Raw genomic sequence first — 13007 nt, 5'->3', positions numbered from 1 at the left:
CATGGAGACGCCGCGGAAGAAGAAGGGCACGATTCCTGACTTCCTGGAGCGGAAGCGCTCAGGCCGCAGGATCACAATGGTGACGGCGTACGACTACGCCTTCGCGTCGCTCGTTGACTCGGTGGACATCGACATGATCCTTGTGGGCGATTCGGGCGCGATGACGACCTTGGGCTACAAGAACACCGTCCCGGTGACGATGGTGGAGATGCTGATCATGGCGCGGGCGGTGTCGATAGGCGCCCAGAACACCTTCCTTGTGGGAGACATGCCGTTCCTCTCATACGAAGTGTCCGTCGAAAGGGCGGTTGAGAACGCCGGCCGCTTCCTAAAAGAGGCGGGCATGGACTCCGTGAAGCTGGAGGGCGGCAGGCGCACCGCGCCGGCTGTTCAGGCCATCGTGCGGGCCGGAATGCCGGTGATGGGCCACATCGGGCTGACGCCGCAGAGCGCTTCTCAGCTTGGAGGGTTTCGGGTGCAGGGTAAGACCATGGATTCCGCGCAGGCCGTGGTGGAGGACGCGCTTGCCCTGCAGGAGGCCGGTGTCTTCGCCATAGTGGTGGAGGCGGTTCCTGCCCCGGTGGGGAAGATGATCACAGAGGCGGTAGGCGTTCCCACAATAGGCATCGGTGCCGGTCCGGATTGTGACGGACAGGTGCTCGTCCTTCACGACATGCTGGGGCTGTTCGAGCGGTTTGTTCCGAAGTTCGTCAAACGGTATGCTAATCTTGGCGCGGCCTGCCGCGAATCACTGGCTCAGTTTGCCGTGGAGGTTCGGGAAGGGGCTTTTCCAGCTTCCGAGCACTGCTACCCCATGGATGCCGAACAGGCCAGGGAGTTGAGGGAAGGGCTTGTGCGCGCCGGCCTCTTGAGGTGACACGCTGCCCCTGAGCGAGGCGGTTGGGAATCGGGTGATTACGATGGAAGCAGGAGGGGCACGGCGGCTCAAGGTGTGCGTGATCGGCGCAGGAGCCATGGGGTCCCTGTTCGGGGGATATCTGTCGGCCACCGGGCACGAGGTCTGGCTCGTGGACACAGCAACCGGGCACGCGGACGCCATCGCGCGCCAGGGGCTGCGCATCGCGGAGCCCAACGGCGAGGAGCGGGTCGTGCGGCCGCGGGCCGTCACCGATCCCCGATCCGTCGGCCCGTGCGACCTGGTGCTCGTGTTCGTGAAGTCATACCACACGAGGCAGGCCGCCGCCTCGCTTGCCCCGCTCCTCGCTCCCAGCACGGTGGTCCTGACTCTCCAGAACGGGCTCGGGAACGTTGACGCCCTGGCTGAGGAGGTGCCCAGGAGCCATCTCATGGCAGGGACCACGGGTCAGGGGGCCAATGTGCTCGGGGCCGGACGCATCCACCATGCCGGCTCGGGCGAGACCCTGATCGGGGAACTGGACGGCGCGCCCACGGATCGGCTGCGATGCCTCGTGGAGGCGTTTACGGACGCCGGGCTCCATGCGTCTGCCAGCGACAACGTGCAGGGCGTGATATGGGCGAAGCTGCTCGTCAACATCGCCATCAACCCGCTGACCGCCATTCTGCGTGTTCGGAATGGGCGGCTGCTGGAGATGCCCGAAGCGGTCGAGATCATGAAGGAGGCGGTGGATGAAGGCCTCGACGTGGCCAGCCGGGCCGGCGTGCGGGTGCCGCTGGAGGATCCCTGGGCGCACGTCCGGGATGTGGCCCGTCGGACCGGGGACAACAGGTCCTCGATGCTGCAGGATGTGGAGATGGGCCGTCAGACCGAGATCGACGTGATAAACGGTGCCGTCGTCAGGGAAGGGGCCCGGCTGGGAGTTGCGACGCCGGCGAACCTCGCGCTGATGCGCCTGGTGAAGTGCTTGGAACAAATCCCGCTCATCTCTTGCCTACGGGCATGATGTATAGTGGGTGCTCGCCGTCCGGCATTCCTACGATCCTCCGGACCCGCTCGTCGTCGAACGCCCCGACGACGACCGTGCCCATCCCCAGGGGGACCGCCTGCAGGTACACGTTCTGGGCGGCGTGCCCGACCTCCATGTGCACGTACCGAGTGGCCCGCTCGCCGTACCGCCTGGTCGTGCGCTCGTACACCGCCGAGAAGACCAGCGCCACAGCGCCCTGCTCGACGCAGGACTGCCCCAGCGCGGCGGCCGCCAGTTCCTTGCGCACGTCGCCGTCCCTGATCCTCGTGATCTCGTGGTCCAGGGGCTTGTACTTGTAGACACCCTTCGGGAGCCCGGCGACGTTCCCGCCCACCAGATAAACCTCTAGCGGATAGGTGGCCCCCGCGGACGGCGCAGTCCTGCGTGAATCCCTGGGCTCGGTGATCCCCTGCGCGGACCAGAGGAGCTGCGAGATCTCGGCGAGGGACAGCGGGGCGTCCCGGTACTCCCTGACCGACCGCCGCCGCCGCATCGCCTGCTCTACCGAGGTATCGCCGTCCGTGCGCGGCGCGGGCAGCTTCACCCGCTCGCCGGAGGGTGCGGCAGCTCCCGACTCATTCTGCCAGGGACTCAACGCCATCAACCACACTCCCAGCCCTAGGATTGCCACCGCGGTGGCGAAGGTGAGGACGCGAGACCTGCTCATGGCTCCATCCCTCGCTCCAAGGAGTTCTCTCAGATGCGCCGCGGCCCCTTCGGCCCGCGGCAGAAGGTTCCATGCCGGAGCTTTCCGGTGCGCCCTATCCTATGAGGTGCCGGATCAACCCCAAGCTGACCGCGGCGATCAGCACCGAGGCGAAGAGGCCGACGTAGAACGGCCGGAGGCCGATCTCGCGCATCCGCCGGAGGTCGGCGCTCAGACCCACGGCGGCCATTACCATGACCACAAGGAACTTCGCCAGAAGGCCTGCCAGGCGTACCGTCCCCGGACCAAACAGCCCCAGGGTGTTCAGGCCCGCGGCCAGCACGAACCACAATACGAACCACGGGAAGATCCTGGCGACGCTGACGCTGCGGTAGCTGTGCGCGATTATGCCGAAAGCCAACGCGAGGGGGACCAGCATCAAGGTGCGCGTCAGCTTGACGACCATGGCCGCCCTTCCGGCGCTCTCACTGTAGGCCAGCGAGGCGGCCATCACCGACGAGGTGTCGTGAATTGCCGCGCCGGCCCAGATCCCGAAGGTGGCGTCTGGGAGCGCCAGGAAGTGTCCCAGCAGCGGATAGACGACGACCGCTGCCATGTTGAAGAGGAAGATTGTGGTCACCGCGAAGGCAATCTCCTCTTTCTTGGCCTCGATGATCGGCCCGACGGTCAGGACGGCCGTGGCACCGCAGATGGCCGTGCCCGCGCCGATCAGACTGACCAGTCCGGGAGGCGCCTGCACCCACCTGCCGAAGAGGCCGGTGAGCCCCAGGGCGAGGACGACGGTGACGCATATGACAAGGAAGGAGGCGCCTCCCAGCGAGACTATCTCGGCGAAGCTCAGCGTGGTGCCAAAGAGGATGATGGCCAGCCGCAGCAGCCGACTGAGCGTGAACTCCACCCCAGGGACAAGCGCCTGGGGCGTCCCAACGGAGTTGCGGACGACCGCGCCTGCGAAAAGCGCGATCACCGACGCTCCGACCAGCGGTACGAACCCGCCGAGGAACCACGCGGCGGCGGCCATGAGAACAAGGACGACTACTCCCGTAGTGGGCATGCTCTCGACTTCGCCCCACTCCGTCCGGCCTCCTGGCCGGACTCTCTAGGTTCCTCTACCGATGCGCCCCACAGGCCCAGCGGCTATAATCGGGCTATGACGCTTGCCCCGCTGATCCGACGGCTGCGGGCGATCGTGGGCGACGCCTACGTTCTGCACCGCCCGGAAGACCTGATCGTCTACGAGCAGGACGCCCTGATGGTCAGCCGGCACATGCCGGACCTGGTGGTGCTCCCGGACACTACCCAGCAGGTTTCCGAAGTGGTGCGGGCCGTGCGCGACTGCGGGCTGCCGATAGTTCCCCGGGGCGCCGGTACAGGGCTTGCCGGCGGCGCCATCCCGGAACGCGGCGGCGTCGTGGTGGCGCTGACGCGCATGACGCGCGTTCACGACGTGGATCCGGTCGGCCGAATTGCCGTGGTGGAAGCCGGCGTAGTCAACGCCGAGCTGACCGCCATGCTCGAGCCCTACGGGCTCTTCTTCGCACCCGACCCCGGCAGCCAGGTGGCCGCGACGATCGGCGGCAACGTGGCCAGCAACGCAGGCGGCCCACACTGCCTGGCCTACGGGGTGACGAGTAACAACGTTCTGGGCCTGGAGGTGGTGCTGGCCGACGGGACCGTTACCTGGGTCGGAGGCCGCGCTTCGGATGCGCCCGGGTACGATCTGACGGGTCTCCTGGTCGGCTCGGAGGGCACTTTCGGCATTGTGACCAGGATAATAGTGCGCCTGCTCGCGCGACGCGAGGCGGTGCGGACGCTGCTGGCGATCTACGAAACCATGGATGCCGCCTGCGAGGCGGCGTCGGCGGTGATCGCAGCCGGAATCATCCCTGAGGCGCTGGAGATCATGGACGGGATGTCCATGCGGGCGGTCAACAAAACGCTGCACGCGGGTTTTCCCGAGGACGCCGAGGCGGCCCTGCTCATCGAGGTTGAGGGGCTGGCCGAGTCGGTGCCGGTACTAATAGAACGGATCGAGGCAATCTGCCACAGGCAGGGCGCCCGCCGCATCCAGAGCGCGGCCACTGCTGCGGACCGCATGGGCCTCTGGAAGGGCCGCAAGCACGCCTTCGGCGCGCTCGGGAAACTCGCGCGAAAGGCGATCATGCTCGACGTATGCGCCCCGCGCTCTCATTTGGCCGGGATAATGCGTAAGATCGCTGAGGCCGGCACCCGCCTGAACATACAGGTTGCCAACTTTTTCCACGCCGGGGACGGCAACCTCCATCCCAACCTGCTGTTCGAGTTCGACGACAACTCCCCGGAGTATGCGCGGGTCGTTGCCACCACCGAGGACATAATGTGGGCCTGCATCGCGGTGGGCGGCACGATTACCGGCGAGCACGGATTGGGGATGGAGAAGCGGGAGTACCTGGGCTGGATGTACTCGGACGAGGACATCGCCGCGATGAAGCGCGTCAGGGCGGCCTTCGATCCGGACGGGGCGATGAACCCTGACAAGATCTTTCCCACCGGCCGTCCGGTGCACGGTACGATCCCGTCGGCCAGGGCGGCGGGGGAGGCGGGCCGGTGATCCGGACGATGCCGGTCATCCCTGAGGTCGAGACCTGCATCCACTGCGGGCTCTGCCTCAATCAGTGTCCGACCTACCGCCTGACGCACCTGGAGGCCGCCTCGCCGCGCGGACGGCTCTACCTGATCGAGGCCGCCTCGCACGGCAGGCTCGAGATGAGTCGGGGCGTGGCCGACCACTTGTACCTGTGCCTGGCGTGCCGCGCGTGCGAAACCGCGTGCCCTTCGGGCGTGCAGTACGGGCGGGTGGCAGAGGCCGCTCGCGATGCCCTGGGCCCGCCTGGGCGCCCGCTCCAGCGCGCCGTAGTGCGGTTTGCCCTGCGGCACCTGATGCCGCATCCGGGGCGGCTGCGGGTCCTGGCAGGCATGATCCGGTTCTACCAGCGCAGCGGCCTGGCGGCTCTGGCGCTGCGCCTGCTGCCCCGGCGCCTGCGCCGGGCCGCAGCGCTGCTGCCCGAGGCGTCGGCGCGCTTCTACACGCCGGTGGCCGATGTGCTGCCCGCGTTCGGCGAGCGGCGCGCGCGCGTGGCGTTTCTCTCGGGCTGCGCGATGAGCCTCTTCTTCGCCGAGATCAACGAAGCGACGGTGCGCGTGCTGCGGCGGAACGGGTGCGAGGTGGTGATCCCGCGAAACCAGGCGTGCTGCGGCGCCCTGAACATTCACAACGGTGAGGTTGCCGGCGCTCGGGCGATGGCCCGGCGCAATGTGGACGCCTTCCCGACCGACGTGGACGCCATCCTCACGAACGCCGCGGGCTGCGGCGCAGCGATGAAAGAGTACGGCCACCTCCTCAAGGATGACCAGGACTACCGGGAGCGGGCCGAGCGCTTCAGCGCGTTGGTGCGCGACACGGGCGAGTTCCTGGCCGCGCTGGGCCTGCGCAACTCGCCCAACGCGTCCGAGCAGGTGGTGACCTACCAGGATCCCTGCCACCTGGCCCATGGGCAGGGAGTGCGCGCGCAGCCCCGGGTACTGCTGGCCGCGATTCCCGGTCTCACGCTTCGGGAGATGGCCGCGTCCGACCGTTGCTGCGGCAGCGCTGGCATCTACAACTTCCTCCAGCCCGAGGCCTCCGAAGCGCTGCTGTCCGAGAAGATGGAGGCGATCCGTGCTACCGGCGCTTCGGTTGTGGTCGCGCCCAATCCCGGGTGCATGATGCAGCTCCGTTACGGCGCCCGGAGGTACGGGGTGCCGGTGCGCGTTGCACACTTGATGGATCTTCTTGACGAGGCAGGAGCATGATCGCCGACCCCCTGAAGTTGGCTCCCAGGTTCGAGGCGCTGCTGGGCGCGGAGTGGGTGACGGTTGCCGGCACCTCCCGATGGACCGTGGAAGGTCTGACCCCAGGCCTCGCGGTTCGGCCGGGGGACGCCGAGCAGGTGGGCGCGATCCTGCGGCTCTGCGGTGAGTCCGGAGCCGCGGTTGTGCCCTGGGGTGGGGGCACCGCGATCGAGGTCGGGAATGCTCCTCGCGCCGCACACGTGGTGCTGCTGACCGACCGGCTATCAGGACTCGTCGAGCACGACGCCGCGAATCTGACCGCGACGGTTGGGGCGGGAATGACGCTGGGCGAGCTGGAGGGCGTGATCTCCACCGGGGGGCAGTTCTTCCCGCTGGAGCCCCCGCGCGCCGAGAGTGCTACCGCGGGCGGCGCGGTGGCGGCCAACCTGAACGGCCCCCGCCGCGCGTACTGCGGTTCGACGCGCGACCTGGTCATCGGCGCGAGGGCTGCGCAGGCGGACGGTACGCTGATCAAGGCAGGGGGCAAGACCGTCAAGAATGTCGCGGGCTACGACATGTGCAAGCTGCTCGTCGGTTCACTGGGTACGCTGGGCGTTCTAACCGAGCTGACACTTAGGCTCCTCCCGGTGCCCGAGTTCTCGCGCACGGTGGCGATCTGGGGCGCCGATCCCTCGGACCTTCTGCGTCTGTCCGGCCGCGTGCTGGCATCACTGCTGCTGCCGGCAGCGGTCACGGTGGTAGACGCGGTCGCAGCCGGCGCGCTCGGCCGGAACGCCGCGGGCCTGCTGGTGCGCGCGACGGGTTTTGAGGCTGCGGTGGCCCGGCAGGTGCGCGATGTTACAGCATGGGCGGCGCAGGCGGCTCTCGACGTCGAGACGCTGGAAGGCGAGGCCGAGGGTGCGCTCTGGCGGACAATCCGAGACTTTGCCTGGCAGGGGGACGGCATCGCGATCCGCGTTGCCGTACCCTCGGGCGAGGTCCCGCCGGTGCTGGCCCGCCTGCGTTCGATCGCGCCCGACTCAACGGGTGTCGTGGCACACACGGCGAGTGGGACCATCTGGATCCATGCTGATCCCGCCGGCTTCACCGCTGCTGCGCTGGGCGCGCTGAGAGAGATCTCGGTGGGCCACTCTGGGAACATGCTTGTTGCGCGCGCGCCGCGCGATTTGAAGGCCGCCGGCGACGTCTGGGCACCCGCTCCCCAGGTGAGGACGCTCGAGATCATGCGCGCGATCAAGCAGGCGTTTGACCCCAACGGCATCCTCAATCCCGGCCGGTTCGTGGCAGGGCTGTGACAAGCCCGCCCGCCTGATGCCACGCCTAACCCTCGGGCTGGCACTGCACAACCACCAGCCGGTGGGCAACTTCCACTCGGTTTTCGCGCAGGCCTACGACGAGGCGTACGAGCCGATGGTCGGCGCGCTCGAGCGGCACCCCGCGGTGCGCGTGGCGCTGCACTACTCAGGCCCGCTGCTGGACTGGCTGCTTAGGGAGCATCCGGATCTGATCGAGCGCATCCGCGCGCTTGTGGCGCGCGGCCAGGCGGAGATCATGACCGGCGGCTACTACGAGCCGATCCTGCCGATTATCCCGGACCGCGACAAGCACGGCCAGATCCTCAAGATGACCGCGGCGGTGCGCGACCTCTTTGGCTACGAGGCCACGGGGTTGTGGCTTGCGGAGCGCGTCTGGGAGCCCCACCTGCCCAAGGCGCTGGCAGCCGCCGGGGTCACCTACACCATTGTGGACGACACGCACTTCCAGCACGTGGGCCTGTCCTCCGGCGAGTTGGCCGGCTACTTCATCACCGAGGAGGGCGGTGCGCCGCTGCGCATCTTCCCCAGCGCCAAGGCGCTTCGGTACCGCATCCCCTGGGCCACGGTGGAGACGCTGATGGCCTGGCTGCGCGGCCAGGCGGCAGACGAGGATCGGATCCTGGTCATGGGAGACGATGGCGAGAAGTTCGGGTTGTGGCCGGGCACGCGCGCGCTGTGCTGGGAACGCGGCTGGATCGAGGCGTTCTTCTCGGCGCTGGAGGGCGCCCGCCCCTGGCTGGCTGTGGTCCCGCCCGGGGAGTGGATCCGGCAGCACCCACCGCAGGGGCGCATCTACCTGCCGACCGCTTCCTACGATGAGATGACCGAGTGGGCGCTGCCCCCAGAGGGCGCCGCACGGCTGCCCGTGCTCAAGCACGACCTGGAGGCGGAGGGTCGCACCGACCTGCTGCCGTTCCTGCGGGGCGGCTACTGGCGCCACTTTCTGGTGAAGTACCCCGAGGTCAACACGCTGCACAAGACAATGCTGCGGGTCAGCCGCAAGGTGTGGCGGATGCGGCCCGGCCAACGACGTGATGCGGCGCTGGTTCACCTCTGGCAGGCACAGTGCAACTGCCCCTACTGGCACGGCGTCTTCGGCGGCATCTACCTGGGGCACATTCGCTCGGCGAACTACTCGCACCTGATCGCCGCGGAGCGGCTGGCCGACCGCGGCCGGAAGCCGCGGCGATGGGTGGATGCGCGTATCGAGGATCTCGACGGCGACGGATGGGACGAGGTGCTGCTCAGGTCCGACGCGCAGGTACTGACCGTTGATCCTGGCGAGGGCGGCAGCGTGGTCGCATGGGACGTGCGCGAGGCCGGCGTGAACCTGGTCAACGTCATGACCCGCCGGCTCGAGGGCTACCATGGAATGTTGCGAAGGGCGCTGGCGCGCGGCGAGGCCGTGCTCGCGACCACCGACAATGTGGAGACGATCCACACCTCACGCGTGCGGGTGAAGGAATGGGGGCTGGACCGCCACCTGGTCTACGACTGGTACAGGCGGTCGAGCTTCCTGGACCACTTCCTGCAGCCGGGCGGCAGCCCCGAGGCCTTCGCCCGGGGCGGGGTGCGCGAGCTGGGCGACTTTGTGAACCAGCCGTTCGGGGTGGAGACCCGGCACGCGCCGGGAGAGATTGCCGTGCACCTGGCCCGCGACGGCCACGTGTGGGTGGGTGGGATGCACGCGTCTGTCCGCGTCGAGAAGGTTCTGACGCTGCGCGCAGGCGCACCAGGGCTGGAGGTATGCTACCGCATCGCGAACCGCAGCACGCTGATCGTGAGCGCGGAGTTCGCGGTGGAAACCTGCTGGGGAACGTCGGGCCCTGACGCGGTGGTGTCGGCCGGACCGTCTGCGGTGGCGGCGGGGCCGCCCACGGGGTTGCCTGTACCCGCCGCACACCGCGTGGGCGAGATCGGGCGCTTCGACAGGATCGGCGGCTTCACGCTGCGCGATGCGGGATGGGGACTCGATGTAGAGGTTGCGCTGCCGCCGGCCGCGCTGTGGGTCGTCCCGATCGAGGTTGTCTCGGCTTCCGAGGCCGGCTTCGAGCGCACCTTCCAGGGCGCCTCGCTGCTGGTTGTCTGGCCGATGCGGGTGGAGCCAGGGGAGGTGTGGGAGGGCACATTGTCCTTCGAGGTTCAATCGCCGGCCTGACTGCCTCCGAGCGCCCCTTCGCCCGCAGCAAGGCTAGTCAATCAGCCCGCGGTTGCGCAACCGCTCCTGCTCCCAGGCGGCGAAATCGGCAGGCGGGCGAACAATCTCCGCCTCCGGCTTACGCTGGAGGCCGGACGCCCCGGTGGGGCATCCTGTGACGCACAACCCGCAGCCGATGCAACGCTCCCGGTTCACGACGGATGCCCCATTCTGATCGGCAATGGCGTGCACCTGACAGCGAGCGACGCAGGTTCCACAGCCCGCACATACTTCAGGGTCAATGACCGCGTAGTAGTTGGCGTGGGCGACCGAGTTCTCAATACCCCACTCCACGATCCCGCGCAACAGGGCACAGCAGCAGCCGCAGCAGTTGCAGACGTAGCCCACGCCTGCGATTACGTTGCTGACCGTGTGAACCAGGCCGATCTCCTCGCTGCGCTCCAGGAGGGCCAGCGCCTCATCCTGCGATATGTCTCCCGGTTGGGGAGAGCGCTCCTTCGACGAGAAACTGAGGCAGATGTTCAGCGGGAAGTTACACCGCCGGCCAAGGCGGTCCTGCTGGAGGCGACAGATGCAGTCGCGGACGTTGAATGCCCTGGCAGACAGGAGGAATGCGCGCACGTCGTCGTACGGAAGAATCCACTCGGACTTGAGCGCGCCCTGAGCAGGTACGACGCGGTGCAGGGCAGGCAGTGGCTGCATGATCCCGGCAGCACCCCCGTTGACGAGGTATTCCTCCACCAGGTGTGCGAGTTCGTGGTCCATGCGGTCCAGTTGGGCCTCGTAGATGCCGACGACGAAGGGGGCCAGCCGAAAGCGCGGCCCGCCATCCTGTTTGTCGAACCAGACCAGGCCGCGTCGCGCCAACTGGAACAACTGCGTGCCGGCTTCTTCAGGGGGCAGGCCGGTGCGGCGGGCGATCTCGTCAGGGGCCTCCAGCTTGCCGGATAGCTGACTGGCCAGGGAGGCCTCTTGGGGCGAGAAGATCTTCTCTAAGATCCGGATCTCGACCCCGGTGGCTGTCCTGGGGAAGCCGTTTGGAAGCCTGTCCAGGGCGTCGGCAAGGTATTCGTAAGCACGCATCTCTTCCATGATGAATCGTTTCGCCGCTTCCTACCACACAATCCTGTAGACGCCGTACGATCCCAGCACCCGGCGCACGTAGGCGCGGGTCTCGGCGTAGCCGATCTTCTCGATGAAGTAGTCGGGATCGGTATCCAGGTTCCTCCACCGGCGCGCAGCGCCGGGCCCTGCGTTGTAGGCCGCCAACGCCAGTCGCATGTCGCCGTCGAACCGGTCGAGTTGGAGGCGCAGGTACCGGGCGCCCAGCGTCAGGTTGGTGGCCGGATCTTTGAGGCGGTGCACGGTGAGTGACGGATCGCCGGTCATCGCCTTCGCGGTCGTCGGCAGGATCTGGGCCAGGCCCACGGCACGCGCCGGTGAGATAGCTAACGCATCGTAGCGGCTCTCCTCGCGCACAAGCGCGAGCAGCAGCAGGGGATCAATGCCCGCCGCCTGTGCAGCAGGTGCTACCGCGGGCCAATAGGCCTTCGGATAGGCCAGGCGCCAGGCGGTCTGGTCGCGCACCCCTCCGGCGAGCGCCTCTTCCGCGTGCGCGACCGACCGGCGCACTTCGCCCAGACGGCCGTAGGTCTCGGCCAGAAATCGCACCACGCGCAGGTCACGCCGGCCTGGGCGCGCGCCCAGGGAGTCCTCTGCTGCCTCCGAGGCATCGGCGTCCTGGCCCAGGCGGGCGAGTTCCTCGTGGGTGGGAGTAGCAGCGGTGCTCGCGGACGCATCGGGTGTGCTGGGCGGCGCGGCGGGAAGCACTGGTGTGGGCAGCCCCAGTCGTGCCCTGGCGCGCTGGCCGTAGAACGTGAGCGGGTATTGCTCGGCGACCATGCGGAGCAGCGCTCCCACGTCGCCAGACCGTTGACCGCGGGCCTCCAGCGTCTTCGCGGCCCAGTACCAGGCGCGAGCAGCCTCGCTGCGCCACGGCGCGATCCGCGCGGCCTCGCGGAAGGCTGCCTCCGCGTCGACATGCCGCCCGGCACCCAGCGCGACCCATCCCAGCCGCCAGCGCGCCTCCGCTGCTTCTCCTGAGCCCGGCGCGGCCGCGATCGCGCGACGGTAGTGCGCGGTGGCTTCAATTCCTCGGCGGTCGGATTCGGCGCGCCTGCCCGCATCGAGCCAGAAGCGGGCGACCCAGAACCCAGCGGGCGCCGACCGCAGCAGCGCGGACGCGGCCTCCCGCGCTTGCGCGGTCAGGCCGACCCGCCTGGCGGTCAGGGCCGCCCAGTACCAGGCGCCAGCCGTGTTCCGGCCGTTGCGGGCTGCCCGCCGGAACGCGTCGTGCGCGGCGCGCTGGTCGGAATGCATGTAGATCTCACCCAGGCGGTACCATGCTTCGCCGGCCACGCTGCGCGACGCGCTGAGGGTTGCTGCGGTTACCACTGCGCGAAACTCGACCGCGGCCTGCTCCCACTCGCCGTCCTGCGCGAGGCGCCTGCCGCGTAGCAGCCTCGACTCCGCGTCAATGTCGCCGGTCCGGACCGGTCGGCCGAGCAGCGCCGACAACGCCTTGCGGGCCCGCACCTCGGCGCCGTGTCCGGGGAACGACCAGGCAGCCCGAGCGTAGGCGCGGCGCGCTAGGTCCTGACGGCCCGCGGAGGCGGCCGCGCCACCCGTTCGCAGCCAAACCTCAGGATCGCCCGGCCGCAGAACGGACGCGGCCTGCAGCGCGACGACCGCCTGTGCAGGACGGCCGAGGGCCATCTCGGCCTCGCCTAGCAAGGCCAGCATCCGGCCGCGCAGGCGTGGGGGGGCAGAGGGTGCGGTGGATCGGAGGATCGAGGCCGCCTCAGATGCGGCACCCGTGGTGCCGGCCCGAAGCAGCGCGGCCGCCGCCTCATACTGCGCGTAGGTCCGCAACGTGGGATGCGCAGCCGCGGTCCTGAACGCGTCGGCCGCGACCGTGTGGGTGCCTGCCCTGGTCAGCTCGCGCCCGGTAAGGTAGGCGGCGCGCAGCGAGTCGAGGTTGGTCTGGATACCGGGCGCGGGCAGCGCCGCGGCGAGGACGGCCAGCCCTGCCAGGACGACCGCCAGGGCTATCGGGCGTGCAACCACCC

General features: G+C 68.6%; 10 protein-coding genes. 6 read left to right on the top strand and 4 right to left on the bottom strand.

Translation table 11 applies throughout. The annotated features are described in order from the left end of the window. The first annotated feature begins 1 nt into the window (after position 1). On the top strand, positions 2–877 hold the full coding sequence (gene panB, locus RDU83_05540; protein MDQ7840478.1) for a 3-methyl-2-oxobutanoate hydroxymethyltransferase: 876 nt from the start codon (positions 2–4) through the stop codon (positions 875–877). A gap of 43 nt (positions 878–920) precedes the next feature. Further along, on the top strand, positions 921–1883 hold the full coding sequence (locus RDU83_05535) for a 2-dehydropantoate 2-reductase (protein ID MDQ7840477.1): 963 nt from the start codon (positions 921–923) through the stop codon (positions 1881–1883). Here the strand turns inward: RDU83_05535 and RDU83_05530 are convergent. After that, on the bottom strand, positions 1861–2574 hold the full coding sequence (locus tag RDU83_05530) for a SagB/ThcOx family dehydrogenase (protein ID MDQ7840476.1): 714 nt from the start codon (positions 2572–2574) through the stop codon (positions 1861–1863). The genes RDU83_05535 and RDU83_05530 overlap by 23 nt on opposite strands. Before the next feature lie 94 nt (positions 2575–2668). Next, complete coding sequence (locus RDU83_05525; protein MDQ7840475.1) at positions 2669–3628, bottom strand: putative sulfate exporter family transporter; 960 nt, start codon at positions 3626–3628, stop codon at positions 2669–2671. A 96-nt stretch (positions 3629–3724) separates the two neighbouring features. Between RDU83_05525 and RDU83_05520 the strand changes: the two genes are divergently transcribed. From RDU83_05520 to RDU83_05505, 4 genes are read left to right on the top strand one after another with little or no spacing between them, the layout of a single operon-like run. Further along, entirely contained in the window at positions 3725–5164 is a 1440-nt protein-coding gene (locus RDU83_05520) for an FAD-linked oxidase C-terminal domain-containing protein (GenBank protein MDQ7840474.1), read from the top strand. Further along, the gene (locus tag RDU83_05515) at positions 5161–6405 is read left to right on the top strand and encodes a (Fe-S)-binding protein (GenBank protein ID MDQ7840473.1); all 1245 of its coding nucleotides are present in this window, start codon (positions 5161–5163) and stop codon (positions 6403–6405) included. Before RDU83_05520 ends, RDU83_05515 begins: the two co-directional genes overlap by 4 nt. Continuing rightward, positions 6402–7700 carry an FAD-binding oxidoreductase gene (locus tag RDU83_05510; protein MDQ7840472.1) on the top strand — a complete coding sequence of 433 codons (1299 nt, stop codon included), beginning with the start codon at positions 6402–6404 and terminating at the stop codon, positions 7698–7700. Before RDU83_05515 ends, RDU83_05510 begins: the two co-directional genes overlap by 4 nt. A 16-nt stretch (positions 7701–7716) precedes the next feature. Next, entirely contained in the window at positions 7717–9879 is a 2163-nt protein-coding gene (locus tag RDU83_05505; protein ID MDQ7840471.1) for a DUF1926 domain-containing protein, read from the top strand. 33 nt (positions 9880–9912) lie between these two features. Here the strand turns inward: RDU83_05505 and RDU83_05500 are convergent, their stop codons facing one another. Together RDU83_05500 and RDU83_05495 are read right to left on the bottom strand one after the other, a co-directional pair. Then, positions 9913–10962 carry a 4Fe-4S binding protein gene (locus RDU83_05500; protein ID MDQ7840470.1) on the bottom strand — a complete coding sequence of 350 codons (1050 nt, stop codon included), beginning with the start codon at positions 10960–10962 and terminating at the stop codon, positions 9913–9915. Positions 10963–10992: 30 nt separating this feature from the next. Continuing rightward, positions 10993–13005 carry a transglycosylase SLT domain-containing protein gene (locus RDU83_05495; GenBank protein MDQ7840469.1) on the bottom strand — a complete coding sequence of 671 codons (2013 nt, stop codon included), beginning with the start codon at positions 13003–13005 and terminating at the stop codon, positions 10993–10995. Positions 13006–13007: the final 2 nt, after the last annotated feature.

The sequence above is a fragment of the bacterium genome (genome assembly GCA_031082185.1).
In the GTDB taxonomy this organism is placed as follows: Bacteria; Sysuimicrobiota; Sysuimicrobiia; order Sysuimicrobiales; family Humicultoraceae; genus VGFA01.
The sequence above is the reverse complement of the archived record's forward strand: the minus strand, read 5'-3'. Positions and strand labels throughout refer to the sequence as shown.

Bases quoted from the DNA above. Each gene is read 5' to 3' on its own strand.
- RDU83_05500 (MDQ7840470.1), bottom strand. From the start codon at position 10,962: ATGCGTGCTTACGAATACCTTGCCGACGCCCTGGACAGGCTTCCAAAC.
- RDU83_05535 (MDQ7840477.1), top strand. From the start codon at position 921: ATGGAAGCAGGAGGGGCACGGCGGCTCAAGGTGTGCGTGATCGGCGCA.
- RDU83_05525 (MDQ7840475.1), bottom strand. From the start codon at position 3,628: ATGCCCACTACGGGAGTAGTCGTCCTTGTTCTCATGGCCGCCGCCGCG.
- RDU83_05510 (MDQ7840472.1), top strand. From the start codon at position 6,402: ATGATCGCCGACCCCCTGAAGTTGGCTCCCAGGTTCGAGGCGCTGCTG.
- RDU83_05530 (MDQ7840476.1), bottom strand. From the start codon at position 2,574: ATGAGCAGGTCTCGCGTCCTCACCTTCGCCACCGCGGTGGCAATCCTA.
- panB (MDQ7840478.1), top strand. From the start codon at position 2: ATGGAGACGCCGCGGAAGAAGAAGGGCACGATTCCTGACTTCCTGGAG.
- RDU83_05505 (MDQ7840471.1), top strand. From the start codon at position 7,717: ATGCCACGCCTAACCCTCGGGCTGGCACTGCACAACCACCAGCCGGTG.
- RDU83_05520 (MDQ7840474.1), top strand. From the start codon at position 3,725: ATGACGCTTGCCCCGCTGATCCGACGGCTGCGGGCGATCGTGGGCGAC.